The organism is Enterococcus sp. 9E7_DIV0242 (assembly GCF_002140975.2).
Lineage (GTDB): Bacteria > Bacillota > Bacilli > Lactobacillales > Enterococcaceae > Enterococcus_L > Enterococcus_L clewellii.
In genome coordinates this window covers 3,493,191-3,519,786 of record NZ_CP147247.1, presented here as the reverse complement: position 1 = coordinate 3,519,786, position 26,596 = coordinate 3,493,191, and the positions used below count along the sequence as shown (strand labels likewise).

24 protein-coding genes are annotated in these 26,596 nt (G+C 41.8%); all 24 read right to left on the bottom strand.

Annotation, left to right across the window (positions count from 1 at the left end; genetic code table 11):
- Nucleotides 1-68 precede the first annotated feature (68 nt).
- On the bottom strand, nucleotides 69-971 hold the full coding sequence (locus tag A5888_RS16605) for a PEP phosphonomutase (protein WP_086350622.1): 903 nt from the start codon (nucleotides 969-971) through the stop codon (nucleotides 69-71).
- A gap of 24 nt (nucleotides 972-995) precedes the next feature.
- Entirely contained in the window at nucleotides 996-2,306 is a 1,311-nt protein-coding gene (gene celB / locus A5888_RS16600; RefSeq protein ID WP_086350621.1) for a PTS cellobiose transporter subunit IIC, read from the bottom strand.
- 265 nt (nucleotides 2,307-2,571) lie between these two features.
- Nucleotides 2,572-3,369, bottom strand: coding sequence for a histidine phosphatase family protein (locus tag A5888_RS16595; protein ID WP_086350620.1), 798 nt, complete (start codon nucleotides 3,367-3,369; stop codon nucleotides 2,572-2,574).
- Nucleotides 3,366-4,805, bottom strand: a complete 1,440-nt coding sequence (locus tag A5888_RS16590; protein ID WP_086350619.1) for a glycoside hydrolase family 1 protein — start codon at nucleotides 4,803-4,805, stop codon at nucleotides 3,366-3,368. Before A5888_RS16590 ends, A5888_RS16595 begins: the two co-directional genes overlap by 4 nt.
- Before the next feature lie 14 nt (nucleotides 4,806-4,819).
- Entirely contained in the window at nucleotides 4,820-6,679 is a 1,860-nt protein-coding gene (locus A5888_RS16585; protein ID WP_086350618.1) for a beta-glucoside-specific PTS transporter subunit IIABC, read from the bottom strand.
- The gene (locus A5888_RS16580; protein WP_086350617.1) at nucleotides 6,680-7,528 is read right to left on the bottom strand and encodes a PRD domain-containing protein; all 849 of its coding nucleotides are present in this window, start codon (nucleotides 7,526-7,528) and stop codon (nucleotides 6,680-6,682) included.
- Nucleotides 7,529-7,853: 325 nt separating this feature from the next.
- On the bottom strand, nucleotides 7,854-8,270 hold the full coding sequence (locus A5888_RS16575) for a hypothetical protein (protein ID WP_086350616.1): 417 nt from the start codon (nucleotides 8,268-8,270) through the stop codon (nucleotides 7,854-7,856).
- Nucleotides 8,271-8,536: 266 nt separating this feature from the next.
- Nucleotides 8,537-9,301: an ATP-grasp domain-containing protein gene (locus tag A5888_RS16570; RefSeq protein ID WP_086350615.1), complete on the bottom strand. Its 765-nt coding sequence runs from the start codon at nucleotides 9,299-9,301 to the stop codon at nucleotides 8,537-8,539.
- Between the two features lie 80 nt (nucleotides 9,302-9,381).
- Nucleotides 9,382-9,564 (bottom strand): CopG family transcriptional regulator, encoded by a 183-nt coding sequence (locus tag A5888_RS16565; protein ID WP_086350614.1) that lies wholly within the window; start codon nucleotides 9,562-9,564, stop codon nucleotides 9,382-9,384.
- Between the two features lie 180 nt (nucleotides 9,565-9,744).
- Entirely contained in the window at nucleotides 9,745-10,365 is a 621-nt protein-coding gene (locus A5888_RS16560; protein WP_086350613.1) for a hydrolase, read from the bottom strand.
- A gap of 171 nt (nucleotides 10,366-10,536) precedes the next feature.
- Complete coding sequence (locus tag A5888_RS16555) at nucleotides 10,537-11,994, bottom strand: glycoside hydrolase family 1 protein (RefSeq protein ID WP_086350612.1); 1,458 nt, start codon at nucleotides 11,992-11,994, stop codon at nucleotides 10,537-10,539.
- A 12-nt stretch (nucleotides 11,995-12,006) separates the two neighbouring features.
- On the bottom strand, nucleotides 12,007-13,815 hold the full coding sequence (locus tag A5888_RS16550; protein WP_086350611.1) for a beta-glucoside-specific PTS transporter subunit IIABC: 1,809 nt from the start codon (nucleotides 13,813-13,815) through the stop codon (nucleotides 12,007-12,009).
- 230 nt (nucleotides 13,816-14,045) lie between these two features.
- Nucleotides 14,046-15,797: a helix-turn-helix domain-containing protein gene (locus A5888_RS16545; RefSeq protein ID WP_086350610.1), complete on the bottom strand. Its 1,752-nt coding sequence runs from the start codon at nucleotides 15,795-15,797 to the stop codon at nucleotides 14,046-14,048.
- Nucleotides 15,798-15,958: 161 nt separating this feature from the next.
- Nucleotides 15,959-17,449 carry a glycoside hydrolase family 1 protein gene (locus A5888_RS16540; protein ID WP_086350609.1) on the bottom strand — a complete coding sequence of 497 codons (1,491 nt, stop codon included), beginning with the start codon at nucleotides 17,447-17,449 and terminating at the stop codon, nucleotides 15,959-15,961.
- A gap of 227 nt (nucleotides 17,450-17,676) precedes the next feature.
- A complete protein-coding gene (locus A5888_RS16535; protein ID WP_086350608.1) occupies nucleotides 17,677-18,252 on the bottom strand; it encodes a DUF6434 domain-containing protein in 576 nt (191 codons plus the stop codon).
- Nucleotides 18,253-18,315: 63 nt separating this feature from the next.
- Nucleotides 18,316-19,230 (bottom strand): sensor histidine kinase, encoded by a 915-nt coding sequence (locus tag A5888_RS16530; RefSeq protein ID WP_086350607.1) that lies wholly within the window; start codon nucleotides 19,228-19,230, stop codon nucleotides 18,316-18,318.
- Nucleotides 19,227-19,910: a response regulator transcription factor gene (locus A5888_RS16525; protein ID WP_086350606.1), complete on the bottom strand. Its 684-nt coding sequence runs from the start codon at nucleotides 19,908-19,910 to the stop codon at nucleotides 19,227-19,229. Before A5888_RS16525 ends, A5888_RS16530 begins: the two co-directional genes overlap by 4 nt.
- Nucleotides 19,911-20,106: 196 nt before the next feature.
- Nucleotides 20,107-20,865: an ABC transporter ATP-binding protein gene (locus A5888_RS16520; RefSeq protein ID WP_086350605.1), complete on the bottom strand. Its 759-nt coding sequence runs from the start codon at nucleotides 20,863-20,865 to the stop codon at nucleotides 20,107-20,109.
- Between the two features lie 5 nt (nucleotides 20,866-20,870).
- Nucleotides 20,871-23,186: an ABC transporter permease gene (locus tag A5888_RS16515; RefSeq protein ID WP_086350604.1), complete on the bottom strand. Its 2,316-nt coding sequence runs from the start codon at nucleotides 23,184-23,186 to the stop codon at nucleotides 20,871-20,873.
- Nucleotides 23,187-23,447: 261 nt separating this feature from the next.
- Entirely contained in the window at nucleotides 23,448-24,101 is a 654-nt protein-coding gene (locus A5888_RS16510) for a hypothetical protein (RefSeq protein WP_086350603.1), read from the bottom strand.
- A gap of 23 nt (nucleotides 24,102-24,124) precedes the next feature.
- Nucleotides 24,125-25,000, bottom strand: coding sequence for a GNAT family N-acetyltransferase (locus tag A5888_RS16505; protein ID WP_086350602.1), 876 nt, complete (start codon nucleotides 24,998-25,000; stop codon nucleotides 24,125-24,127).
- Nucleotides 25,001-25,023: 23 nt separating this feature from the next.
- A complete protein-coding gene (locus A5888_RS16500; protein ID WP_086350785.1) occupies nucleotides 25,024-25,386 on the bottom strand; it encodes a hypothetical protein in 363 nt (120 codons plus the stop codon).
- A gap of 102 nt (nucleotides 25,387-25,488) precedes the next feature.
- On the bottom strand, nucleotides 25,489-26,046 hold the full coding sequence (locus tag A5888_RS16495; RefSeq protein WP_086350601.1) for a chromate transporter: 558 nt from the start codon (nucleotides 26,044-26,046) through the stop codon (nucleotides 25,489-25,491).
- Entirely contained in the window at nucleotides 26,047-26,592 is a 546-nt protein-coding gene (locus A5888_RS16490; RefSeq protein ID WP_086350600.1) for a chromate transporter, read from the bottom strand.
- Between the last annotated feature and the right edge of the window lie 4 nt (nucleotides 26,593-26,596).

Sequence of the window (26,596 nt, the reverse complement as noted above, 5' to 3'; positions counted from 1 at the left end):
CTTTACTATTATGCCAGAAAAGTCTATTTCCTACTAGCTGCTCTTACCATTCTCCTATAGTCCCCTTTTTAGCGATGAATAGAACGAGCCACCATTGAAATCGTATGTCGCGCGCCACGAATCGCTTTGCTCATCGCAAAAATATTTTCAACCGGTGCTACCCCGGCATATCCCGCATCACCAATGTGTTGGATGTCTACTCCGCATATTTTATTTTGAATCGCGATTTGTCGAACCGTTTCTTCATCTGAACTTTCCTGACTGGTACCGATAGCCGACATGACCAATGCTCCTGCTTGATGCACGACCTTCACCACTTCTTTTAACTCAACAGTATCAAATCCCGGAACAGTCCCTACAGCCGGAACCAAAATAATATCCGCTCCACTTTCAACAAAACTTTGAATCGCCTGAATATCTGCCACTGGCTCATCCACTCCCGCACCATGCATTTTACCGGCAATAACTAAACCGCTGAAGTGTTCTTTCGCTCGTTTGATTGCTTCATTGATTTGCTTATTGGTTACCCCTGTTCCCGGATTTCCCGTCAGACAAATAAAATCAAAGCCTAGCTGATCACTGACCTTCAATGTTTTTTCACTCGCTTGTCTACCGACAGGAATATCCAGCTTGTCTTCTGCCATTCGGGCGTTTTGATCCACGGGTTCTAAATTCACACCGACTGGACGACCCACTAATTGACGCAGCTCTGCGATACATTCCTTCTCTGACTCTGCAGCCAGTCCCGAAATCACGGGGTTTAGTACATCTACGCCATTCAATAAAATCAGATCAGCCCCAAATGCCCGAGCAACCTCTGCATTAGTGATATCCCCAACCAATGATTCTCTTCCTGCAACATTCTCTGAGACAATTGTTCTGCCTTCGCTCGCCTTGATGCTTTGTTTGAGCTCAGCTGCTGTCATGCTTAATAAATCTGAAGTATTGGCACTAATTAATCGTTTTACCATTGTTTCATCCCTCACTATTTTCAATTATTTTTGTGTATCTAGCTCATTTTCCGCAAGTACATTTTGCCGTTCAACCGTCCGATAAAATGGATAATAAATCAACACATCCAGAATAATGAGTACGACTTGGAGAATCGCCCCGCTGGCGTGTCCACCTGTTGCCAAAAAGCCACTCAAGATCGGCGGCATGGTCCATGGCACGGCAACTCCGACTGTTTTTCCTACCAGACCAGACGACATAGCGAAATAGGTAATCAATGCATTCATCATAGGTGCCAGAATGAATGGAATCAGCAAACTAATATTCAAGACCACCGGCAAACCAAACATTGCTGGTTCATTGATATTGAAAAGTCCTGGAGTCAATGTTAATGGCGCCATGGTTTTCGTCAGTTGACTGGAATTCTTTTTCAATGCAACAATCGCTATGACAAGCACCAAGCCAATCGTCGCTCCACCACCTCCGATATAAACAAAGTTGTCAATAAAGGAAGAGGTAATGATGTGCGGCAGTTCAGCTGTACGGTCTGCCTGGTAAATCACTCGGTTCGCATCTGTATTCATCAACCAGATTGGACTGATGATACTGTTTACTACATTTCCCCCATGGATACCCATAAACCAAAAGGAGCTGTTCAGGAAAATGGAGATGAGTGTTCCGCCTATCGTTGCCCCTAAGATTCCCAATGGACCACCAAAAATTTTCAGTAACAAATCATGAATATTCCCAATATTTGCTGTATCCAATACTGCAAATATGATCAACCACAGCGTAACGATCGCAGCCCCGGGAATCAAGGCGCTAAAGCTCTTCGCCACTGCCGGTGGTACAGAATCAGGCAGCTTGATTTGAATGTTGTGTTTGATAAACCACTGAAATATAAGTGCACTAAAAATACCTAATACAATGGCTACGAACAGTCCTCGACTGCCCATATAATTTACCGGAATCCCCTCTGCAGGTGCTTCGTCTCCAGATAAAATATTAGGTGTTGCAACCAGAAAAGAAGACAAGGAAATCACACCAGCAGAGACACCATCTACCCCATATTGATCCGCCAAACTATGCGCGATCCCAAAACTTGCGACCAGCCCCATAATACCAAAACTACCGTTCGTCCCCTTATTCAAATAATCAATAATACCTGTTTCTGACAACCAATTGATCCAAGAATCTATGGGAAAATTACTGATGATCAGAAAGAGCGAGCCAATGATAATAAGGGGCATGCTCAAGGTTATCCCATTTCTAATAGCAATCAAAACTCTGTTTGCACCTAGCTTCGCTGCAACCGGCAGCAGCTTTTCTTCTAAAACTGAATTAAACTTATTCATTTCTTACACCTCTTCTTTTTTTGAAAAGTGTCTCACAAATGCCCTGTGTAAAAACAACAACCACTACGATTAAGAGTCCTTCATTTTATTTATCCTCCTCCACTTATATTTGTTGGCACCAATTTAATTAGATGGTATCACATTATAAAAGCGTTTTCAACAAAAAAATAAAAAAAGAGTTTTGACGTTTGATTGTCAAAACTCTTAAAAATAACTAGATGGTGGTCAATTGTTCAAATAGAACCATTCCTTGTTACCACTAAATTTATTCGCCCAAATAACTCTTATCCCCAATGCTTTCCACCGTGTAATTCCCATCTTTGTAGAGAATCTTCGTTACACTACAGTTACCGATATCTTCGCCTTGATAAGATCCTGGGGCAACGATTTCCAAAATCGTTGGAATTTCACTACCATGGGATACAATCAACACATTTCCACCTTTTTCAGAGGTTTCTTCAATGATCTGATCCAAAGCCTTTTTTGTACGCTCGGTGATTTCTTCGTAGGTCTCTGCTGTTCCAGTCTTATCATTTTTAGCAATTGTATTCGCTATTTCCTCATCAGACATTTTTCTTGTCAGCTCGCCATAATCTGTCCAGTCCTCATCAAAGGTCAACCCATGCTGCTCAAAGAGCGGAATCCACATTTCTGAATTGTCTCGTCCTTCGTAGCCGCCATAGCCCCACTCTCTGATACCAGATAGCGTGGTCAATTCCACTTCTTTATTTCCAGAATTCTCCAGTATATATTCAGCAGTCGAAACAGCTCGACCCATATCACTAGAATAGGCCTTCGAGAAGGTCGTTCCCTTCAAGCCTTTTCCAAGCTGTTCTGCCCCTTCCACACCAACATCGGTCAGGGGTGTATCGGACCAGCCCTGTACCTGTCCGGTTGTATTGAACATCGTTTTTCCATGACGAACAAAATATAAAACCGTTTCTGATGCTGCTTCTTTTTTGGTATCTGAAGCATCTGTCTTTCCCTTTTCCCCACTGCTGCAACCAGCAAGTAATAGTCCCACAGCCAATCCAACAACACCTAACTTCATCACTCGTTTCATTTCTCTCTCACTCCTACTTCACTATTATTTTCGATCACTTTTTTGAACCAATGGAAGGAATCCTTCTTCTTTCGCTCCAGACTCCCTTGCCCTTTATCATCCAGATCCACATGGATAAAGCCATAACGCTTGCTCATCTCACCGGTCGTCGCACTGACTAGATCGATCGGTCCCCAAACAAGATAGCCCAAACAATCCACATGGTCTTCTTCGACCGCTTTTCTGATTTGCTCAACATGCTTTTCAAGGTACTCGATTCGATACACGTCGTGAATCTGACCATCAGCCTCTACAATATCTTGTGCGCCTAAGCCATTCTCTGTAATCATGATCGGCAGTTCATATCTACGGTATAAGTAATTCATGACATAGCGAATACCAACCGCATCGATCGCCCAGCCCCATTTGGATTGTTCCAAGTACGGATTTTGAACACCTCCGAAAAGAGAGGCTTCCCCTTCGATCGCTTCCTTTGGTTCCGCTACGCTAGAAAAATAATAGTTCAAGCCGATAAAATCCAGTGTTCCATTCGCAAAATCCTCTTTGTCTTGCTCCGTGATATCTATCGTCAATCCAGCCGCCTGATACTCCTTCAGCTTATAAAGAGGGAACTTACCATTGCACATCGCATCAATCTGATAATAGTCTCGATCATTTTCCAAAAAGCCCTTCAACACATTTTCAGGATCACAATTGTAGGAGTAGATTGGATTCAAGCCAAAGACGCAGCCAACACTATTCTTTGCGTTTATTTCATGAGCCAGTCGTACAGCTTTTACTCCGGCAAGTGTCATATTGTAGCCAACAGTCGCCAATTCCTGTGCTTTATCCGTTAATTCGCTATATTTTAGTCCGGCAACCAAATAGGTGAAAATATCCGAATGCTCCGTTTCTGGATCGATATGATTCATCTCATTGAAAGTCACCCAATATTTGACTCTGCCATCATATTCCCGCATGACTGTTTCACAAAATCGTAAATAAAAATCAATGACCTGTCTATTTTTCCATGCCCCATACTGATGAACCAAATGAATCGGCAGCTCAAAATGATACAGAGTAACAATTGGCTCGATTCCAGCTGCTAAAAGCGTATCGATAACAGCACCATAATAATTCAGGCCTGCTTGATTTGGCTGCTCGTCATCCCCATTCGGGAAAATCCGTGACCAGTCGATCGATAGACGCAACGCTGTAAAGCCCATCTCTTTGAAAAGAGCGATATCTTCTTTGTAGCGATGGTAAAAATCGATTCCTTGATGTGAAGGATAATCTAAATCTGCTTCGATTGTTGCCGTGATATCCCTTGGCGTATCCTTTGACCCCTTCGTCACAAAATCCATGATCGCAGGTCCCTTGCCATCTGCCTGCCAGCTTCCTTCACATTGATGGGCTGCAATACTGCCGCCCCAGAAAAAATCCTTTGGTAAACTCATTTTCCTACCTCCTGTTAAAAGACCACGGTCAATAGCTCGTCCGCGTCAGTTGTATTTCCTGAAATGACATCTAAGTAATCATTTGAATTTGTGATAACAGCCATGATCGTTGGGTCAAAGCCTGCTTCCTTTACTTTGTCGACTTCATAAACAGCTAAGCAATCCCCTTTATTTACTTTCTGACCTTGTGTCACAAAGCTTTCAAAATACTGCCCATTCAGATTGACAGTATCCACGCCGATATGGATCAATAACTCGATCCCAGTCTCTGTTCGAATACCATACGCATGTTTCGTTGGGAACACCACAGTGACCGTTCCATCCACAGGTGAAACAACCGTTGTTGATTCTTCCGTTGGAACGATGCCCAAGCCCTTTCCTAAAGCGCCGGAAGCAAAAGCCTGATCGCTCACTTCACTCAAGGCAATCACTTCGCCTTCAGCGATTTTACCAATTCCCGCCTGTTTCAAGCCTTGTGTGTTACTACGACCAATCAATTCTTCCTCTTCTATCGTTTCATCGACAGTCTTTTCCTTCGGAATCCCAAGGCCATATGCAACTCCAGTAGCTATGACAAATGCTACGACCACACTGATCAGCATCCAAACAAAGTTATTTACGCCACCAGCTAGATACGTTGGCATTGCTGCTAAGCCCCAAACCATGCCCATTGTTTTGACACCAGCCAAGCCGGCGATCGTACCACCGATGCCGCCACCGATGATAACAGCTAAGAAAGGACGACGATATTTCATGAACACCCCAAAGATAGCCGGTTCAGTAATCCCCATCAAAGCACTAAAGCTGACCGTTCCAAAGGTTTGTTTCTCTTTTCCTTTGCTCGCACGCAAGAAGTAACCCACCATAGCACCACAAACGGCCACATCAGAAATCGTAGCAGCTGCATTGAAAATAGGGTCATAGCCTAATGTGCCAAGGAAATTCAACACAATCGGATACGTAAAGTTCGCAGCACCCAACACGATCAGGAATGGCTGTGTTGCTGCATAGATTGCCACAACGATCCAATTTCCAACTGTCGTCATCAATAAATTGAAGAAGGCATTCAATCCATCACCGATCCAAGTCCCGATTGGTCCGAAAATAATTAAAATAATTGGTAATGTAATCACCAGAGATAGCACTGGAACCAAGAAATAGTGCAGACTCTTCGGAATAATTTTATTCAAATATTTCACTGCCAAGCCAAGGAACCAGACCCCTAACATGATTGGGATAAATGTATTGGCATAACCAATTGTTTGTAGCTGAAGTCCGAAAATGGATAACCCTTCGACACCATCAATATTAGCAGACAGCAATGTAACTGCCAGTACCATTGCTAAATATTGGTTGACATGTAGTCTTTTTGCCGCGGATGCCGCAATAAAAACCGGTAAAAAGTGAAAAACTGCTCCACGTAACGTATCGAAAATCATATAGGTCGGACTATCCGCAGAAACAACACCAGTCAAAGTGAAAATAGCCATGATCCCTGCCAGAATCCCTGCAGCCAACAGTACTTCAACAATCGAGGTCATCGTTTCAGAAATGACAACCATGATCGATCCGGCAATTCCTTTGATCCCTTTTGGTTTGTTCTCTTTTGGTGTACTATCGGTCGGTGTTAAGCCAAGCATTGCCATAAATTCCGTATAAACGTCCATCACATGCGTACCAATGATGATTTGATAAGCAACCTCATTAGAAACTACATCGATAACACCATCCAGCTCTTTGATTTCTTCGGTTTTAGCAGCAGACCGATCCTTTAATGTCAGTCTCAAGCGCGTCACACAATGTGCAACTGCCTGTATATTGTCCTTGCCCCCGACAAGTGTGATGATTTGTTCATTTAATTTTTCATAACTCATCTATTTTTCCTCCAGTCGTTCGGTCACTCGATTGATATGCAGCATCAAATAGGTTTCTTCGTTAACAGTGATCACCGTATCAAACTGCGATTTGACATAAACCTTGATTTTCTGCACTGCCTTGAATGACTCTGTATATAGTTGGCTGACCTGTTTGTACAGATCCAAAGACTCCTTTTCATCCTCGTGGATTTCGCCTCGGATGATTCGTTGAACAAAATACTGTAAGTGCGTCGTAAAACGCATATAATTCGTTGAGCTTTCATCCAGTTTGACCTGAAAATGCAGTTCTATAATTGAGACGATATCACTCAAGGCTCTCATTTCCTTGATGCGATCTTCTTTCGTTTCCCGACTCTCTTCCATGTTTACAAAGTGAAGGGTCAGTGAAACAGCTTCGTCCTCAGGCAACTCAATGTCTTTCTGCTCTGTAATCATTTCCAGTGCTTTGAGCCCTACTTCAAAATGTTTTGGATAAAATCGTTTGATATCCCAAATCAACGGACTTTTAATAAATTGCTTCTTTTCCACACGTTTTAGCAGGAATTCCAAGTGATCCAGAAGAGTCAAACTTAAATAATCACTCGCTTTGATCCCCAACTCCGACTCGCTATAGGAAATAATACTATCGATCAAAATAATGTCATTTGGGTCTGAATGAGACAAGAGATAGCTGAAATGATCCAACATGTCGTACGAATCCAAAATATACATCTTTTCTATTTCATCCTCGGTGACCTGCTCTCCCTTTTTTCTTCTGAAGCCGATCCCCTTCGATACAACAAAAACCTCACATCCTCCTCTTTTGACCAAAGCAACATTGTTATTTAATATTTGACTGATCTTCATTTTTTCCTCCTTTCCAGAAAAAAAACCCAAGAAAGCCTACAAAAAGCCTCATGCTTTTTGTACACTTTCTTGAGTTCTGCCTGACTTATTCAGTAACATACTCACAATCACGACTACAGCGCCATGATTCGATTTTTTTTCTAATTTTCGTCTTCATTCTATCGAACCCTACTGGAAATGTCAACGTTTTCTTAAAAATGATACAAAGAAGCATCCAGTGGCATAGACAATCTGACTAATCCACTGGATGCACACTTCATACTTTTATTTTTTACATTCACTAGCGTACTTTTGCCTTTTTTTCTAAAACATTTCTACGTATCAATCATTTCGTTCTTAGATGAGTCATGATCAGCTTCATCTGACTCGTCAAAAGCTTGACCTGATTTTCCAAAACATTGATTCTTCGTTCCGACCAAGCCAATTTAGAAGCAAGCTCAGATAAGGTACGCGGCTCATCAGACGTTTCACTTTCATCCGTATACAACTCTGATACTCCCGACTCCTCATAACGAATGATCAGCTCGGGAACCTGAGTATCTTCGATCGTCACTTGCGTTCTGTCAATGGTCTGTCCTGTATCATTCGAATAACTCATGGCTAAGGTCCTCATTCCTTCAAGAGCATTGGGGCCAACGGCATAGCCTTTCTCTGTCTCTTCAATCAGTTTCTGCTCGATCAGCCATTGATAAAAAACGTTTTGATTGAGTCCATATGCTTTTCTGACTTCTTGCAATTTCATAAGATCCCCTCCACTGTTGATCCACCAAAGCACAGAAGCTGCTACAAAATCCTCGCTAACAAAATTATACCCCAGATCCATCTTTTTTAATATATATTTCTTACAAAAGAAAAATTTATATAATCATTGATAGGCAAGGTACAAGTAAAACACAACTATCCATTTTTTCTCTTACTTTAGTTTACCAAAAAACCGGAAATCTTAGAAAGGTTAAGAGGGCATTTTTCAAATTTTAAGAATCGTTTCATGGTTAGCGAACTGCCAGTCTAGAACGTATGCTTCTCTTTGTTGATCAACAAAACTTCATGTTTCTCAAAATACGGTGCAGTCAATTCTTGCCAACGTGCCTCCAGAAAACGCGAGGCAGAGATCGGCATCAAGCCATAGTTGCCAACTGCATACCCGTCATTCACCTCAACGATCAAGGTTCTGCCGTCTGAAGTAACGCCAACATCCAACACATAAGCACTAGGACTTGCTTTCCAAGCTGCTACTGCTTCGTCCACGAGTGACGCATCATACTTCAAGTGATGGTAATCGCCTTTATAAGGACGGACATCCAAAATTTCCCCATTTAGTACAAATACGCGCCACTCTGCTTGAAACGCGACATCCTCACTGATCCAAACTGGAAAATCAAAGGGTAGTCCGATACCAATCAAATCCTTCGTTCCATTCACGACTCTGCCTGTAAAAGCCTTATCTGCCAAAAGCGGCTTGACGAACTGCCCCCAATTTTCAGGGATATTTGCAATTTCACCCAGCACTCCTTTTCGAATATTGCGACCATAAAATGCTGAAAGCTCCGAAGGATAATCCTCAAAATTTGTATCAACGCCCATCAATTGTAAGATTTCCAGAGTTTCTTTAATGTAATCAACCACAATATCTTCTTTCCGCAATTCCACAATTTCATTTATTGACTGATAACGAACGATCTCTTTTCCACGCAGATAGAAGCCTACCATGGCATTATATTTATTGATACTGGTTTCGGTCGGAACCGGTGTTTCTCGAATATAGACAACCATCCTACTCACTCCTTTCACTAGTGATTCACAAGTGCAACACCCAATCGATAAAGAAAAGGAGATTCCTCTCCTGCTTTCTCTCAGTTCTTGATATTTCCCATCACATCGTCAAATGTTTCCACTGTATTTAGTAGCAGCTCGATCACCTGTGATTTCGTTAGGCGCAGCCCTCGGCGATCACGGGCATCTTCGACTAAATGCTCCAGCTTTTCCAAGTTTTTATCATCTAAACTGATCATTACTCGATTCTTATCCGTTGCCATACTTGATCTCTCCCAGTATTCTTTTCATTACACACATATTAACACAAGTGTAACACCTGTGCAACTAGAAGAACATCAACATATATAAAAACAGAGGTTCAACCACTGAGATCGAACGCTCTGCTTTTCAGTTTGCAACACCTTCGAGTGTTCCAAAGGTGTTCTCTTATTTAACATCTCTTATTCAAGCTTTAGAAAAACGCCACGTTCAACCATTCCTTGAACAAACTGAGGAACGGTCTCTGTCCGATTCCAATCTCGTTGAAATTCACAAGCGACCTGAGCAAAGCTAGTCAGTCTGGCCCCCGCTTGTTCGACACGTCTCAGTGCTGTTTCATGAGCAATTTTACTGGTTCCGCCGACTGCATCCACCACCGGATATACCTGATAGCCTTCCTTCAATGCATCCAATGTCGGAAAAGTCAGGCAAGCTTCTGTCCACAGCGCAGTGATTAGAATATTCTTTCTGCCGATCGCTTTGACCGCTTCGTTAAATTCCTTGTCTTCCCATGCATTGATAGAGGTTCGGTCATAGCTCACTTGATCAGCAAGCAACTCTTTTATTTGGGGAATCGTATCCTTATTTTTTCCTGTTGCTACATTAACTGTTGAAAGAATGATCGGCACCTTGAATCCCTTCGCCAGCTTTACAACGGAAGTGATATTGGTGATCAACTCATGACGATCCATGGAATTGATGGAATTGATTTGTGTTGGTTGATAATCGATTACGACCAATACACTGTTCTCAGGAGACAACAATTCATCTTCTGCGCTGTTTCTTGGTTCAAAGCTTGTCATAAAAATCCTTCCTTTCCTTTACACATCTGTAACATACAGTGTACGCCCGAAGGAAGCGGATAAGCCAATAAAACGCTTATAAATCGAATCCATTAAAAAGGATAAAATCATAAAAACGTACATCTTTAACTGAATAAATCAGCTAAGATGTACGTCTATTTTGAAAACGAATTATAATGTTTCTCCATTCGAAGCAATGACTTGTTTATACCAGTCAAAGGATTTTTTCTTGTGCCGTTCTTTCGTTCCATGCCCTTCATCATCCTGATCAACATAGATAAAGCCATAGCGCTTGGACATTTGAGAGGTAGAGGCACTGACAATATCGATACACCCCCATGGAGTATAACCAAATAGCTCAACACCATCATGGATCGCTTCCTTCATCTGTTCGATATGCAGCTTTAGGTATTCGATCCGATACGCATCATCGATCGTTCCATCTTCCTTGACCACATCTACTGCCCCTAACCCATTTTCTGCAATAAACAGTGGTTTTTGGTAACGGTCATACAACTGATTTAGCGCAATCCGTAATCCCTTGGGATCGATTTGCCAGCCCCAGTCACTACTTGGCAAGTACGGATTTTTGATGCCACCAGTAATCAAATTTCCTACTGCACCCTCTAATTTTTCCGGATGCGCACTGACAGCACTTGACATGTAATAGCTAAACGAAACAAAGTCCACCGGATATTCTCGCATAATTTCTTCATCACCACGTTCTACCTGCAGCGTGACACCTTTTTCTTCAAGCATCCGTTTCGTATAAGCCGGATAGTAGCCTCTTGCCTGCACATCACTGAAAAATAAAGACGTACGTTGACTTTCCACTGTTTTTTGGACATCGTCCGGATCACAGGAATAAGGAATCAGTAGTTGGTAGCTGATCATACAGCCTACTTTTGCTTCTGGATTGATTTCATGGCATGCCTTGGTAGCCAAAGCACTTGCAACAAATTGATGATGTGCGCCCTGATATTTTGCCTGCTCGATATTCAGATGGTTTTCTTCCACAACACCAATACTGACATAGGGATGATGCTTGACACAATTGATTTCATTAAAAGTGAGCCAATAGGTTACTTTTTCTTTATATCGTTCAAAGACGGTCGTGGCAAAATTCAAATAAAAATCGATCAGCTTTCGGTTGGGCCACCCGCCATACTCCGTTGCCAAGTATAAAGGCATTTCATAATGAGACAAAGAGACCATTGGCTCTATACCGTATTTCAGACATTCATCAAATACCTCATCATAAAATTTCAAGCCTGCTTCGTTAGGCTGTGTTTCATCCCCATTAGGAAAAATCCGCGTCCAAGCAATGGACATCCGGTAGCATTTGAAGCCCATTTCTGCAAACAATCGAATATCCTCGCGAAAATGATGATAGAAATCATTTCCATGACGTTTAGGGTAATACTTCGTACTTTGGGGATTCATCGCTTCTTTTACTTGCGCGTGTGTCATCATATGCCATTGATCTGTCCACTGTTCCTTTGGAAGAGAACTGTCAAAGGTATACACGTCAGAAACCGATAAACCTTTCCCGCCTTGATCGTAGCCGCCTTCTATTTGGTTGGCGGCTGTTGCACCGCCCCATAAAAATCCTTCCGGAAACCTGTTCATTTTGCCATCCTCCTAACCAATCGGCTGTGCCTGCATCGTATAATCTTCTTCGTCGAGACTAATATTACTAAAACGACTGCTGTTGGTGATGATCACCATAGTGGTTGGATCATACCCACTCTCTTTGATTTTTTCAAGATCAAAGGAAGCTAGCTGTTCACCTGCTCGAACAACTGCACCATCTTGTATCAGAATATCAAAGTATTGCCCATTTAAATTGACTGTATCAATCCCGATGTGAATCAAGATTTCTGCTCCATTATCACTGATCACTCCAATTGCATGCTTCGTTGGAAAGACCGAACTTATTCGACCATTGACCGGACTATACACCTTACCTTCTGACGGGATGACTGCAAAGCCATCGCCCAAAGCACCACTAGAAAAGGTTGCATCATTGACTGCAGAGAGATCGATTGTTTGACCGACAACTGGTTTTTCAAGCGTCAAGGTTGTTCGTTCTGTAGGAGCTTCAAGTACCTCAGCTTCATCTTTATAGCCGAACAAGAAGGTCAAAATACACGCACTGATCATAGACAAGAAGTAGCCTGCAACGACCCAGACAAACCCTTCACCGATATAAATCGGGAAAGACAATATGCTACGTGTTGCTACTGCTAATGCAGCTGATCCTGCTGCTCCGGCTACACCGCCAAATACAGCTCCACAGGCACAAGCGATATAAAATGGCTTTTTATATTTCAACGTGATTCCGTATACTGCAGGTTCAGTAATTCCAAATAATGCACTGATAAATGCTGAAAGAGACAGGCTTTTGATTTTTTGATTTTTCGTTTTCAAAAATACACCCAGAACTGCTCCTGCTTGCGCCGATACTGCCATCATACACGCTGGACCCAATGTATCACGTCCATAAAAACTCAAATTGTTCGTCATAACTGGCACAAGTCCCCAATGCAGACCGAACATAACCAAAACTTGCCAGAAGCCACCAATCACAGCTCCGGAAATAATTGGACTGAAGTTATAAACAGCTAAGTAACCATTTGCGATCATCTGACTGGCAAAATCAGCAATCGGTCCTACGACTAGCAATGTCAATGGAACCATCACAATCAGACAAATGAATGGTGTTAGAAGATTACGCACACTTTCATGTAGACGTTTGCGTACAAATCGTTCGATATGAGACAACACCCAAACAGCTAAAATTGCGGGAATCACTGTACTAGTGTATTTAGCTAAAACGACCGGTAAGCCAAGAAAATCAAGGGCTGTACCGTCTGTATACGCAGAAACGATTGTTGGATAAATTAGTGCAGCACCCAATACCATAGCAATAAATACATCTGTCTTGAATTTCTTCGCAGCCGTATACGCTAAAAAGATCGGCATAAAGTAGAAGAACGCATCTGCCGCTGCATTTAAGATGATATAGGTGCCTGAATCAGCTGGTAAAACACCAATGCTGCTGAATAGAGCCAAAACACCTTTGATCAATCCACTTCCAGCTAAAACGCCCAATGTCGGTGCAAATACACCGGCAATCATATCAATAAACGCATTAAGTATGCCTTGCTTTTCTTTTGACTCGGAAACTTCAGAAACCACACCAAGATTGGTCTGATTCACAAGTGCTTCATAAACTTCATTGACAGTATTTCCAATAACTACTTGAAACATCCCACCCGCTTCGACAACCGTAATGACACCGTCCAACGCTTCCACTTTTGCTTTATCCGCCAACGCATTGTCTTTAAGAGTAAAGCGTAAACGAGTCGCACAATGGTAGACATTATCCACATTCTGCTCGCCGCCAACACCGGCAATGACCGCTTTTGCTAATTCATTGTAATCCATATTGTTTTCCTCCATCTGGTTCATTTTGAACAGCTGCAGTCCATTCTCATGAATCCGTTTTCTTCATTATTAGTATAAGTGGAAAAATCAGTGTTCGCTATTCAATGAATTTGCCCACTACTAAGGAATTTATTTGTACTGAGAAACTGTTCAAAAAGCAGAAAACAGAATCAAAAACGATTCTCAGCTATTGCTGGCATCGTTTTTTGACTCTGTTTTCTCTCTTTTTCTTATACTAATAACTCTGAAACAGCATGGAAGAATGGCAGGATATCTTTTCTCATTTGATCATATTCAACATAGATGACTTGTTTGATCTTTCTTTGCTGATAAGTGATCGGCTCTTTCAAGCTATACTCCAAAATCTTGGTTTGTGCATCCTCTCGAATCATACAAGCGAACAGTGTCTCCGAGCTGATCGGATACATGACTAGCTCCGGACTGACAGGAAGTAAGGTCTGCACCTCAGCCAAGTTTTTTTCGACATTGATTCGATTTTCAGTGGGAAAGCATTCTTCTAAAATCTGCTGCTTTCGTTGTTCTTCCAACAAATCCAGCATTTTCATCACACTCATACCGATTTCCTTTACTTCAGTATCATCAAGTAGATTCGGTACATAAGAAAATCGAGAATCCTTAAATAAGATTTCCTGTTCTGTAGAAAGTAAAACAGCGTACTCCTCTACCTGATCTGTCCTACGCTCAAAAAGATACGTTGGCTCGATTTGAATGGTTGTAATACGATTGCCTAAAACATTTTCAAGATTTCGCTTTAACGCATTCAGCATACTGAACGGTTGATTACTTATCAGAAGCAGCTTCTCCTGTCTTCGATAAGGTTCTAAAGCTTCTGCAACATAAAGAACCAAGTAAGACAGTTCGGCCAAGTTCGGACGCAAATTGAAATACCGCGGAAAGAAACGACGAACAAGATAGGTCTCCAAAGGATATTTTTTCAATGTCTTCTGTGCGAAATGATTCATCACATTATGCCCGGCAGCAATTCTCATGGTCATTTGCTTGATATGGGTAATTAAAAATTCTGATTTGGTAAATAAGTGACTTGTTGAAATATCCAGAAAATTCAGCAACTGCTCTTCAAATGCTCGTAATTTCTTTTCGATTTCCAAATTATCCGAGGTTTCAACATAAAGGTAATTCAATTCCAACAATCGATTCGCTAATGCATTTTTTTCACTCATCGAAAACATATGCCCCGTTTGGACTAACAGCTGTTCCAGAAGTCGATCGACAATAGGGACGATCGTCACCTGCTGCTCGATTTTTTCCAAATGGTGATCTGATTCCTCACGAATGATCGTCAGAGTGATAAAACGCGCATAACGAAGATAGTCTTCTCCTGAGATAATGTAATCATATTCGATCAATATATCCCCCAGCACTTGCTGAATAATCGGCAGCAGAAAATGAAAACGTTCCGTTTCTTCAACTGCCAGATTGGCCTGATCGATCACCGCTTCTGTACCGATCAACGAAATAAATATCCGACGCATATTCTCTGTCGCATGAATTTTCAGTCCCTTATTTGCAGATACTTCCAACTCTACACTCGGGTTGCGTTCCGTCCACCGTTGAATCGTTTTGATTTCTATCGACACAGCTGTTTTTGATAGGAAGAAAATATCCGCTAGCTTCTGCATACTGATATATGTATCTTGAAACGTTAAAAATGTAACAATTGCAGACGCCCGGAAATTCATACTGGAATAAATTTTATGTCTGGATACTTCATCTGCAATTTGCTGCTGCAGCTCCGGTACGATGTACTCTAAAAAATACCCATTGCGTTTGTTTCTCTGCAACAAGATTTTTCCGTCAAATCCATCAATGATATTTTTGATTTCTCCCTGAATCGTTTTCTTATTCGTGCCCAAATGATCGGCGATTTTCTCACTGGTCAGCCAACCGCGCTCATTCGTCAGAAAGACCAATATCTGTAATTGCCTTCTACTAAGTTCCATGACTATCCCCCTCAAAAAAAGCTACAATAACAGCAACGACCTATGGCTTCCAAGAAACACACCCACATACTCCTATATACTATCTGGAATCATAGCACATGGCATAGGGAAAAACCTCTCCGTGAGAAAGTTCTTATTTCAAACGGGAGGTTCTCTAATTATTAAATCATGATTTCCAGATTTTCACCATTCGTTTCAATGATTTGTTTATAGTAGTCAAAGCTATCTTTTCTCAAGCGATGAAGATCACCCGAGCCATCGTTATGCCGATCGACATAGATAAACCCATAACGTTTCTTCATTTCCCCTGTTCCAGCAGAAACAATATCTATTGGGCCCCACCATAAATAGCCAAGTACCTCACAACCATCCTTGATTGCCTCAGCAATTTCTTCCAAATGCATTTTCAGGTAACGGCAGCGCGCCGGATCATGGATTCGATTCATTTCATCCGGTGTTTCATCCAGACCGAGTCCATTTTCCACGATGAACAACGGCAGCTCATAGCGATCTGTCAGCTCGTTCATCACATAGCGCAGTCCCAATGGATCGATGGGCCAGCTCCATGGCTCCGGCGATTTTTCTTTCAAGAATGGATTGTCATACCCTTTGGCACCGCCTGTATCGACACGCATTTCCGCTTCTTTTGTATAGACGGCACTGCGGTAGTAGCTAAATGCAATATAATCACTTGTGTAATTTTGCAGCAGCTCTAAATCCCCTTCACGAATTTCCGGTGCACTATTTTCTTCCTGCCAGATGCGTTTGATGTACCCCGGATAGTGTCCACGACACATCACATCTGAGAAAAACCATGAGTTTCTTCTAAACTGCATGGCCCCAAATACATTTTCCGGATCACAGTCATACGGGTAGGTTGCCAATGCAGAAAAGCTACACATGATCCCCATTTGTGCTTGTGGATCGATTGCTCTTAATCGTTTAGTTGCTAACGCATTTGCGACAAACATATGATGACAGGCTTGATAAATCGTTTGATGGGACAGGTACTTTACAGGCTCACTCGGGTCCTCAGGTGGAAAAGAAACAACTCCAGCTGCTGCATAAGGCATTCTGAAAGCATTATTGATTTCATTAAAGGTCATCCAGTATTTTACTTTCCCTTGGTACCGTTGAAAGACAGTGACTGCATAGCGATCAAAGAATTCAATCAACCGACGATCTGACCAACCGCCATACTCCGCTACCAAAGCCAAAGGTGTCTCATAATGACTGAGAGTAATGACCGGTTCCATGCCGTATTTCAACAGAGTATCGATCAGTTGATCATAAAAAACAAGTCCAGCTTCATTCGGTGTCTCTTCATCCCCTCTTGGAAAAATGCGTCCCCATGAAATACTTGTTCGAAAGGCTTTGAAACCCATTTCGCTCATTAACTTGATATCCTCTTCAAAACGATGGTAAAAATCGACTGCTTCATGGGAAAGATACGGCAATGAATCCTCCAATGCCAATTCCCAAATCTGCTTTTCCTCGTTCCATTGGATACTTGGGTGTTCATTCATGATCCCTACTAATGTATCCGTTACATTTGGCAGTTTTCCATCCTCCAACCAAGCGCCTTCACATTGATTGGCCGCTACCGCACCGCCCCATAGAAAATTTTGGGGAAATCTTTGGTTTTCTGACATATTATTTCTCCTATTCTTTTGAATACGTTTTCTATACAAACACAGTATAAAAAAGAAATTAGAGAAGTGCCATCCATTTATATTACTTAGTGATAAAGAGTTTTTTTGAACACGCTCCATCGTTTCATCAAGGTAAATCAAAACCGTTCACAAATACAGATTTAGTATATAAAAAGGCCGACCAATAGGCTCGACCTTCCGTTAGTGATTCCATTATTCTATCCTTTTTACTTACTCAAAGCAGCTAAATCTTCTTTTTCATACTTGTTATGCCCCGGCAATGCCTTTTTGTGTTTCCAACATAGAATCGCTTCACGTAACGTTTTACCTGCGTTATCGGCAAAAAAAGCACGAATATAGGTATTGTATTCGAATTGTCTATCTATGGTTGTAGTCCGGGTCTTAGCCTCATTTACCAATTGCTCATATACTTCAATGGATTCCTGATAGGTTTTACCTGCATTTTCTTTGAGCCATTTTTGAAAAGCAACCTTGAACGTGAAGCGTTCACCTACCTGTTCTTTATAGAAGGCTCTATGACTCTCAGAACAAATAAAATCACTTTCAATGGTGCTCTCAGGCGTTATGCTTCGTTCTGCCTTATTTGAAGCTCGTGGCTTTGCTTGTGTTCGAAGCTTCTCGCCCGTCTTTAAATAATGAGCGACTCTATTCGTCACTTCTTCCTTGCTACCAGTGGTTTGTATTCCTTCTTGGCGGCAAAAAGCAACCAACTCTTCCTTCAAATAATAAAAGCTTCGAAACACCTGCTCATCTAAATTTTTACTAATTTTTGGACGTTCCATTTATTTCCCCTCCTTTTTCGTCATAGTACGGAACATTCCACATCATTATCATCCAAAGATCACTTATACTGTAATGACAAACTCCTTGGTATACCCAACGATTTCATGCTTTACCCCAATGCTAAAGCCATGCTTCTCAACAATTGATTTGGAAATCGCCAGTCCCAGTCCGCTGCCATGAAAATTCCGTTCTGTTTGATTCTCACTGACAAATGGCTTGAACAGCTGCTCTTGTTGAACCTCTGGAATCGGTGTACCATTGTCCGCAAAGATAATCAGCATTTGTCCCTCATGCTCTTTCACTGCGATCATCAAGGTCGTCCCAGCAGGATTGTGGCGGCATGCATTGACAATCAAATTGATAAATACGCGTTTCATCTCTGTTTTATCAATCAAACGAATGACTGTATCTTCTGGAATCTGAAGCTCTAGCTCGATAGAATAGTCCTCGATCGTGTCATATATCTCCGCAACAGTCTCCTTCAACAAATAGTTAAGATCAAGTGATTCCTGCTTCAGCTTAAAATCCTCTGAATGCAGCTTGGTATACTGAAACATTAAATCCAACAATTCATTGGCTGCCTGTGATTTTTGATGGATGATCAGCGCCAGCTCCTCTTTTTCCTCAGAGGTAGTCGCTACATTTTCATAAAGCGCCTTTGAAAAGCCGTTAATACTGGTCAAAGGTGTCTTTAAATCGTGTGCGATATTTGCAAACAAAACATTCTGCTCTTTGGCAATTTGCTGGCTTTTTTCCGTGATTTTCTTATCGATCGAGCGGTAAAATAAATAAGAAAAGAGCGCAACTGCCACTATCTGAGAAATTGCTCCAATAACCACAGCATATATTCTATGTTCTCCAGCTAGAAAATACTGTCCATATTCAAAAGCAAAGCTGTCCAGTAAGGAAACGATGACTGATAGTAACAGAAAGAAAAGTACAAATCGTTTTAATATGGCATTCCTAAGCTCCTTCATGCCTCTTTCTCCAATCGATAGCCTAAGCCTCGAATCGTCTTGATTTTATCCTGACCAATTTTCTCCCGAAGCTTGCTCATCATCACTCGAATGCTATTATCACTGACGATTTCTTCCTTCCACCCATGCTCGTAAATCTGTTCACGTGTGAAAACTCTGCCGGGATTTTCCATCAACAGCTTCAATACTCGAAATTCTACAGCCGATAGCTCAACTATTTTCCCGGCTCCATTTCTCACACTGCAAGAATGAAGATCCAGCGTCACCTCACCAACAGAGAGCAAAGAAGTGACCGCCTCCTGATTTGAGCCTAATGTATTAAAACGCCGAAGTAAGGCCTTCACACGCGCCACAACCTCAAGTGGGTCAAATGGTTTAACGATATAATCATCGGCTCCCAGCTCAAGTCCGAAAATACGATCCGAAGACTCTATGCAAGCAGAGATGACCATGATCGGTATATTGCTGTCTTTTCTTACTTGTTTGATCAACTCAAACCCATTGATCTCCGGCATCATGATATCCACAATCAATAGGTCGATCTGTCTTTCTTTGAGAACAACCAAGGCTTCTTTTCCGTTGTATGCTTCATGGAGTGTTAATTCGTCTCGTTCCAAATATAATTTCAACAGCTTGATGATTTCCTTTTCATCATCTACAGCTAGTATATGATAGCTCATAGGATACTCTCCTGTTCTTTTTCGACTATATTTCTTATCATTCCTATTTTACATGAAAACAAAGCCTGTTGTTTAAAAAATAGAAAAAGCACAGGATATACTTTCTTTCGTCTATCCTATACTCTGTCTATTCTTTATTTTTACTTGCTTGTTCTTTCACTTTGACGCCTATCATTTTTTGGCTTTCCAAAGCGTTCTATACCTCAGTCTCCAGCATTTTCGCGTTGACCTGCTCCATCCGATCTTCCAGATTTCGCTCCCCATATTTTCCTAAAAAAAGCTCGGCTGTAATGGAACCATCTTCCATGAAGAGCACACGTTCACTTTGAGCCGCTACTTTCACATCATGTGTAACTAACAGCACCGTTGTTCCCTCATGATTGATCCGAATCAAAATATTCATGATCTCTTGAGCAGCCTTTGAATTCAATGCACCTGTCGGCTCATCACCGAATAAAATATCCGGTTGACCAATCAACGCTCGACAAATTCCAGCTCTTTGCAGCTGTCCGCCGGATACCTGTGTGATGCGCCGATCTGCCAAGTCTTCGATTCCGACTTTTTCCATCAGGCGTTGTGCCTTTTCCATTCCTTCATTGGACTTCCCATGCTTGTCCTTCATCAACGGTAACACGATATTATCCAAAATCGAAAGGTTCTTCAATAAGGTCGGCTGTTGAAAGATAAAACCCATCTGAGTTCTACGCAACTGTGCCAGTTCTTCTTCTTGCTTTTCATTCAACTGCTGCCCTTTAAAATCAACAGCACCAGCGTCAATTGTATCCATACCACTCAAGGCGTACATCAACGTAGACTTTCCTGAACCCGACGCGCCCATGATCGAAACAAATTCACCTTTATAGATAGCTATGTCGACCCCATTCAATACGGTCACTTTTTCTTCTGCTTCGCCAAAGGTTTTGACGATTCCTTTTCCAGTTAATAATTTATCCATTGTTTTTACTCCTTCAAATTTTCTGCGATATTGATCTTACCAGCCTGTTTATTGACAAGCTTTGTTGTAACAATCGTTACTAAAAGCATTAGAACCGGACAGCCGAGATAAATCAGTAGACTGCCGCTCAAATCAAACGCGGTCATGCCCATCATCGCCATCATGATTTTTGCTAGAACGGGGCCTAGTGTACTTGCTAAGACAGTGCCGCCTATCAGCCCAATGACCAAAACAATGAGGCTGCGAGAAAGGTACTGCGAAGAGATATCTTTGTTGGTATAGCCAATCGCTTTCAACGCAGCGATTTCTTTTCTGTCTTTGACAATCAACAGCTTGATAAACAATGACGTCACTAATCCTGTAATCAACAAAGCAACCGCCACTGAACCGATCGCCATCATCTTCAGTGAATCGATAGTTGGACCAAAAATCTGTTCCTTATAAAGTGAAACATCGTAGATTTTAGCAAAGGGCAACTCTTCCTTATAGGCGTCGAGCTTCTCTTTCACTTGTTCCGGCTCTGCCAGCTTTACAAAATAGCTTTTCCACATTGTTTCTGTCGTAGTATCTGTAAATGTTGCCTTTGCTGTTTTTCCTCCATTAAAAATGTTGGAATAGAAGCCACACAGAACCAGTTCTTTCTCCTTCCCATTTTGAACGAGCATGATCGTATCGCCAAGCTTCTTGTTGTATTCTTCCGCATTCAGCACCGATAAAGCCAGTTCGTTCTCTTTGACCGGTGCACGGCCTTCTGTATATTCAACCGGGAACTTGCTATGGTTTCCGAGCTCTACGGTCAAAATGCTGTCTGTCCCGTCATCCCCTTTGACCTTGAAAGGTTTCGTTGTTATCTCGTTGTATACTTCGATTTCTTTATCACTGCCTACTACTTTCTCCACCTGTCCCTCATGGATTGCTGCCTCCTCATCTTGATACAGGCTAACCATCATATCCATCTGACCATAGCCAAGATATGTTGTAAATGAATCCGATGACATTGTATTATATGTAAGTCCCGGAACGATCATGATGAATGATGCCAGCATAAACACCACTAACATCGTCACATACATTTTCTTCCGGCTAATCACATCAACAAAGCCCATAATCGGATTGATCGATAAACCCTTGAAGAAGCTCAGCCTGATCGGTTTGCGGTTGGATGTCTTCTCATCCGATCCGTTCGCACGAATTGCTTTTACTGCGGATAGTTTTTTGAAACGGTTCAACAATATAGAGACATAGAGAAGAATCAAAAACAGTAGTACTATCACACCAGCCATACCAATTAGCTGTCCTAAGCCTTCATTACCGCTTTCACCCATAATCAGCTTAATGTCTTGCAGTAAACGCCGGCTTAACGGTATGGAAATCAGATAGCCCAGTAAGCCTCCGACTAGTGCAACCAGCGTATATTTGGCTAAATAGATTTTTTTGATCTCTTTCACTGGAAGGCCTATTGCTTTCATCACACCGATTTCTTTGAAGTCTTCTTCGATTTTCGCTAACAAAGTAAACCGAATACACATAAAAGCCATCGCTACTACTAACAAGCTGACCAACAGCAAAATTGCAATCATGATCCCGTCAGAAAGAGCATTGATAATTTTGAACAAACCTAATGTCCCTGCCGGACCATTCATTTCAAGGTCTGCTTCCCTATAAGATGCTTCAAACTCATTTAGCTTTGTTACATCATTCAAGCGAAACTGGATGATGTACTCAAGCGCTCCTTCTGAAACAAGCGCAGCGTAATCCTCCTCATTCACCAGAAATCGTTTGGACGAGGCAAAGTTAGAATTCATCTGTCCATCTCGTACTGCGCCTTTAACAACCAGCTTTTTACCCGCTATCACTAGCACATCGCCTGTTTTGATCAGCCCTTCCTTCACATAGGCAATCGGCGCATACACTTCTCCTTGATTGACCTGAATCGGCTGATTTTCCAAATCAAGCAGGAAATCAAATGCCTTATTTTGTACAGCAATCCCGTTATCCTGCACATTGTCGGAAAACGTATAGTCTCCTACTTGAATTTTTGCGCCTTCAATATTTAGAAACTCACTGATCTGATATTGATCGACATATTGGTTTTCTTGCGCAAATGTCTGCATCCGTTCTTTATCGACTTCGCCACCATGCATTTGCATGTAATGAGGACTTTTTGTCTGCTCCAATAAGTTGTCGATCGATCCGGATAAGTTCACACTTAATACTGTCGCTAAGGTAATCAATATAGCTGCAACCGTAATAAACACCGTCGTTGTTGCTGTAATCAATTTGCTTTGCACGATATCATTTCGAATAATACGCAAATACATCATTTTGCTCCTTTAAATTTTTTTGACAAACCTAACACAGGTTCTTGTCTTATTCACAGGTACAGCATACCGAACGAACCTTTCTCGTATACACAAAAAGTATTAACTGAACATTAAAAATAAAAAAAGGTGAGCCCAAAGCACGAAGCTTCTGTCCACCATTTATTTGGTTTTAGATGCAAATAGAGCGCAGGACTTAGACTATGTCCCACGCTCACTCGCTAATCTTATTATGCTCTTTATACTCCTATATCCATCTATCTAGGCTTCCTCTACTGGATAACCGATTTTTTCCAACTCTTCAAAAATTCTCTCCTTCTGTTCGCCAAAGCCGTGCTGAATCAAAAGTGTTTGCGTGATCGGCTTTCGATAAAAGAAATGTCGAAACAGAAGCACTAGACTTTGATCAAGTTCTATCTCATAGTAATCCTTAATCCAATCACTGTGTGCCTCAACAGTTGAATGAAAATAACCCATCAAGAATTCTTCTCCGTCATCTTCTCCCTCTGGAATCGCGGTCTCTTCCTTGTGCCAGTCATCACCGGTTGTCTGCCAAATACAAAACGTCACATGCTCATGCTCGATGGCGGGATCAAAAAGTCGTTCAAGGAGCTCTTTCGGCGCTTGCTCATAAAGCCCATCGTAGATTTTAAATTCTTCCTGCGCATGAGGCGATAGAGCAGATTCATGGTCGAAGCCCTTGATAATACAGTCATTTTCGCCAAATAGAGCAATCAGCTCATCTCCTGCACCATTATCTATTTTTCCGTAAGCCTGTCCTTGCGTCCAAACAGGAATCCAATCATAGACACGATAAGCATATTCTTCTTCCAATAAAATATCGATCGCTGCCCATGAAAGAAACGCCTGTCGCAGTTCATTAGCTGTTTTAAAATTTCTCAGTTTATCCAACATTTTTTTCGACTCCTCCCTCTTACTCATACACGCATGTAGCTTCGTGTTAGACCTGAATGCTGAAAGCCATTTTTCTCGTAAACATGCTGGGCACGACTATTTGCATCAGCCGTATCTGTATGCAGCTCTGTTATTCCTTGCTGTGAGAGATACGCAAAAATCAGTTGCAGTGCTTGTGTCCCGAAGCCCTTGTTTTGCTGATCATCCAACATAAATATCCATCTTAAATAGGTAATTGAAGTCTCCGGTAAAAAAGCAATATTCGCTTGCCCTACCGCCTCTTCATTTTCATAAAAAGTAAACATTTGAGTATGATGTTCTGTCTTTACAGCTCGCTTGATGTGAAGCGTTGATTCGATTTTTTCTTTCGCTACCTGCAAATTTTTCTTATAATAAACATTTGTATGCTCGATACCAAAACCATTATTTAGCAACAACGCTGCTATTTCCGGCATAGACTCATGAAGCTTTCCGTGATTCCCTGTACAAGTCAGTCCAAGCGCATGAAAAAATGCATAGGATAAAGGGACGGTTCTTTCTTGAAAATAATCGACTGCTGTCTTGAATAACTTTTGTCCTACCACTGTTTGACCCTCTAAAAAATGAAGCTGACGGATCACTCCTGTCCGCGTTTCAAAAGACTTTTCTCCCTCTTCATCGTACCCATAGCTCGACACGCCAAACTGAATAAAGCCATTGATTATGCCCGCATCTGACTGGCTGCAATAGGTAACCAGCTCACTATATTTTTTATCTCCCTCGTAATCCCGATCCTCATAAAAACTTTCCAGCCATTGTTTCTTAGAAGCTTCATGATAATAAGGGGCTGTACCAACTAAATTTGTACAATAATACTCATACAGTTCTTGACTGTTTTCTTGATCGACCAACTTTAACATACATCCAACCTCCTACTTTTTTCTTACTCTTCGCTGTATTTTTCTCCTTTAAATGTTCGGATCACTTCGATCGGTCCAATAATATTTTCATTGAACGCCGCCAAATCCTCACTAGGAATCCAATATTGCAGATGGTAACGTGAACCGGCTTGTTCCATCTTATAATTACAAATGAAATCATCCGCTACCTCAAATCTTGTCACATACCCTACATACCCGGAATGACTATCCTTAGTATTCCAACGTCCAGCAATTTCTGCTGCGTATTTCTCCATCACAACCGGATAAAAAATTGGCTGGTCCGGAAGCCTCGGCGGAAATGCCTTGAAGCCGCTTTGTTCAATCAATTCAAGTTCTTTTTTCCCAACTGGTCTAAATAATCTCATCCCTCTGCTCCTTTTATTTTCGTCTTTCTTTCCATTATAAAAGAAAAGATCGCTGACAGCACCCTTTTCTTGGCGTGCTGTCAACGATCCTGTTTTCTACTCCTATCTGTAAAGAAGGAATCCCATTGCCCCTGCTAGCATAAGCAGCAAAATCGGACTGATTTTTATTTTCCTCAAAAGAATCAAGTATACCGTAAAAAATAATAACGGCAGCCATTCGATTGTCTGGACTTCATACCAGTTCAGTGTACCCGCAAAGGCCAGTGTCAGCATCGACAGTGATGCACCGGCAATCAATCCAACAGCACAGGCCTGTAGTCCGGAAAAAGCAGTCTGGATCAATTGATTTTCCTGATTGCTCCGAAAGAATCGCTCCAATCCTAAAGCAATCAAACATCCTGAAATTACACAAGCAAACGTGGCCACGACAGCTCCCGATATGCCAGCAACCCTCAAGCCGACAAAGGTCGCACTGTTTACCGCTAAAGGTCCCGGGGTCATCTGAGAAATCGTGACGATATCTGTGAATTCCTGTAGGCTCAACCAATGGCGGCCATCAACTATTTCGGTCTGAATCAACGGTAACGTAGCATAACCTCCGCCAATACTTAGAAAGCCAATTTGTAGAAAACTCAAAAACAACTGCCAGAGCTGTCCCATCTAGTCACGCCCTTTCCATTTTTCTTCCAGTAGGACAATGAGCAGTGAACCGCCCAACAGCCAGAGTGGATGAATGTTGAGAAAGGCATTCCCGATAAATGCTAAAATCGGCAAGACCAGCAGAATCTTTTTTTTCTTATTTTGCAGTGCCTGCGTCATATCGATCACTAAATCAACGATGATGGCTGCAACTGCTGCTTCCATCCCTTTTAGCACACTGCGAACAATCGGATTTTCCTGAAAAGAAGTATAGGCTAAAGAAACAAAATAAAGGATGATCAACGCTGGAAGCGTAGAAGCCAGTCCGCTCAATAGCGCTCCTTTCCACCCATGTATGCGTCGACCGACTAAAACTGAAAGATTGACAGCAATCGCTCCTGGGGAAGTCTGTGCAATCGTTGAAAGCTCCAATAGCTCCTCTTTCGATAAATCTCCATGTGTGACAAAATACTTTTCCATCATCGGAATCGTGACATAGCCGCCACCAAAGGTAAACGCACTGATCATAAAATTATACCCAAATAAACGTAAATAAGATGACTTCATAACC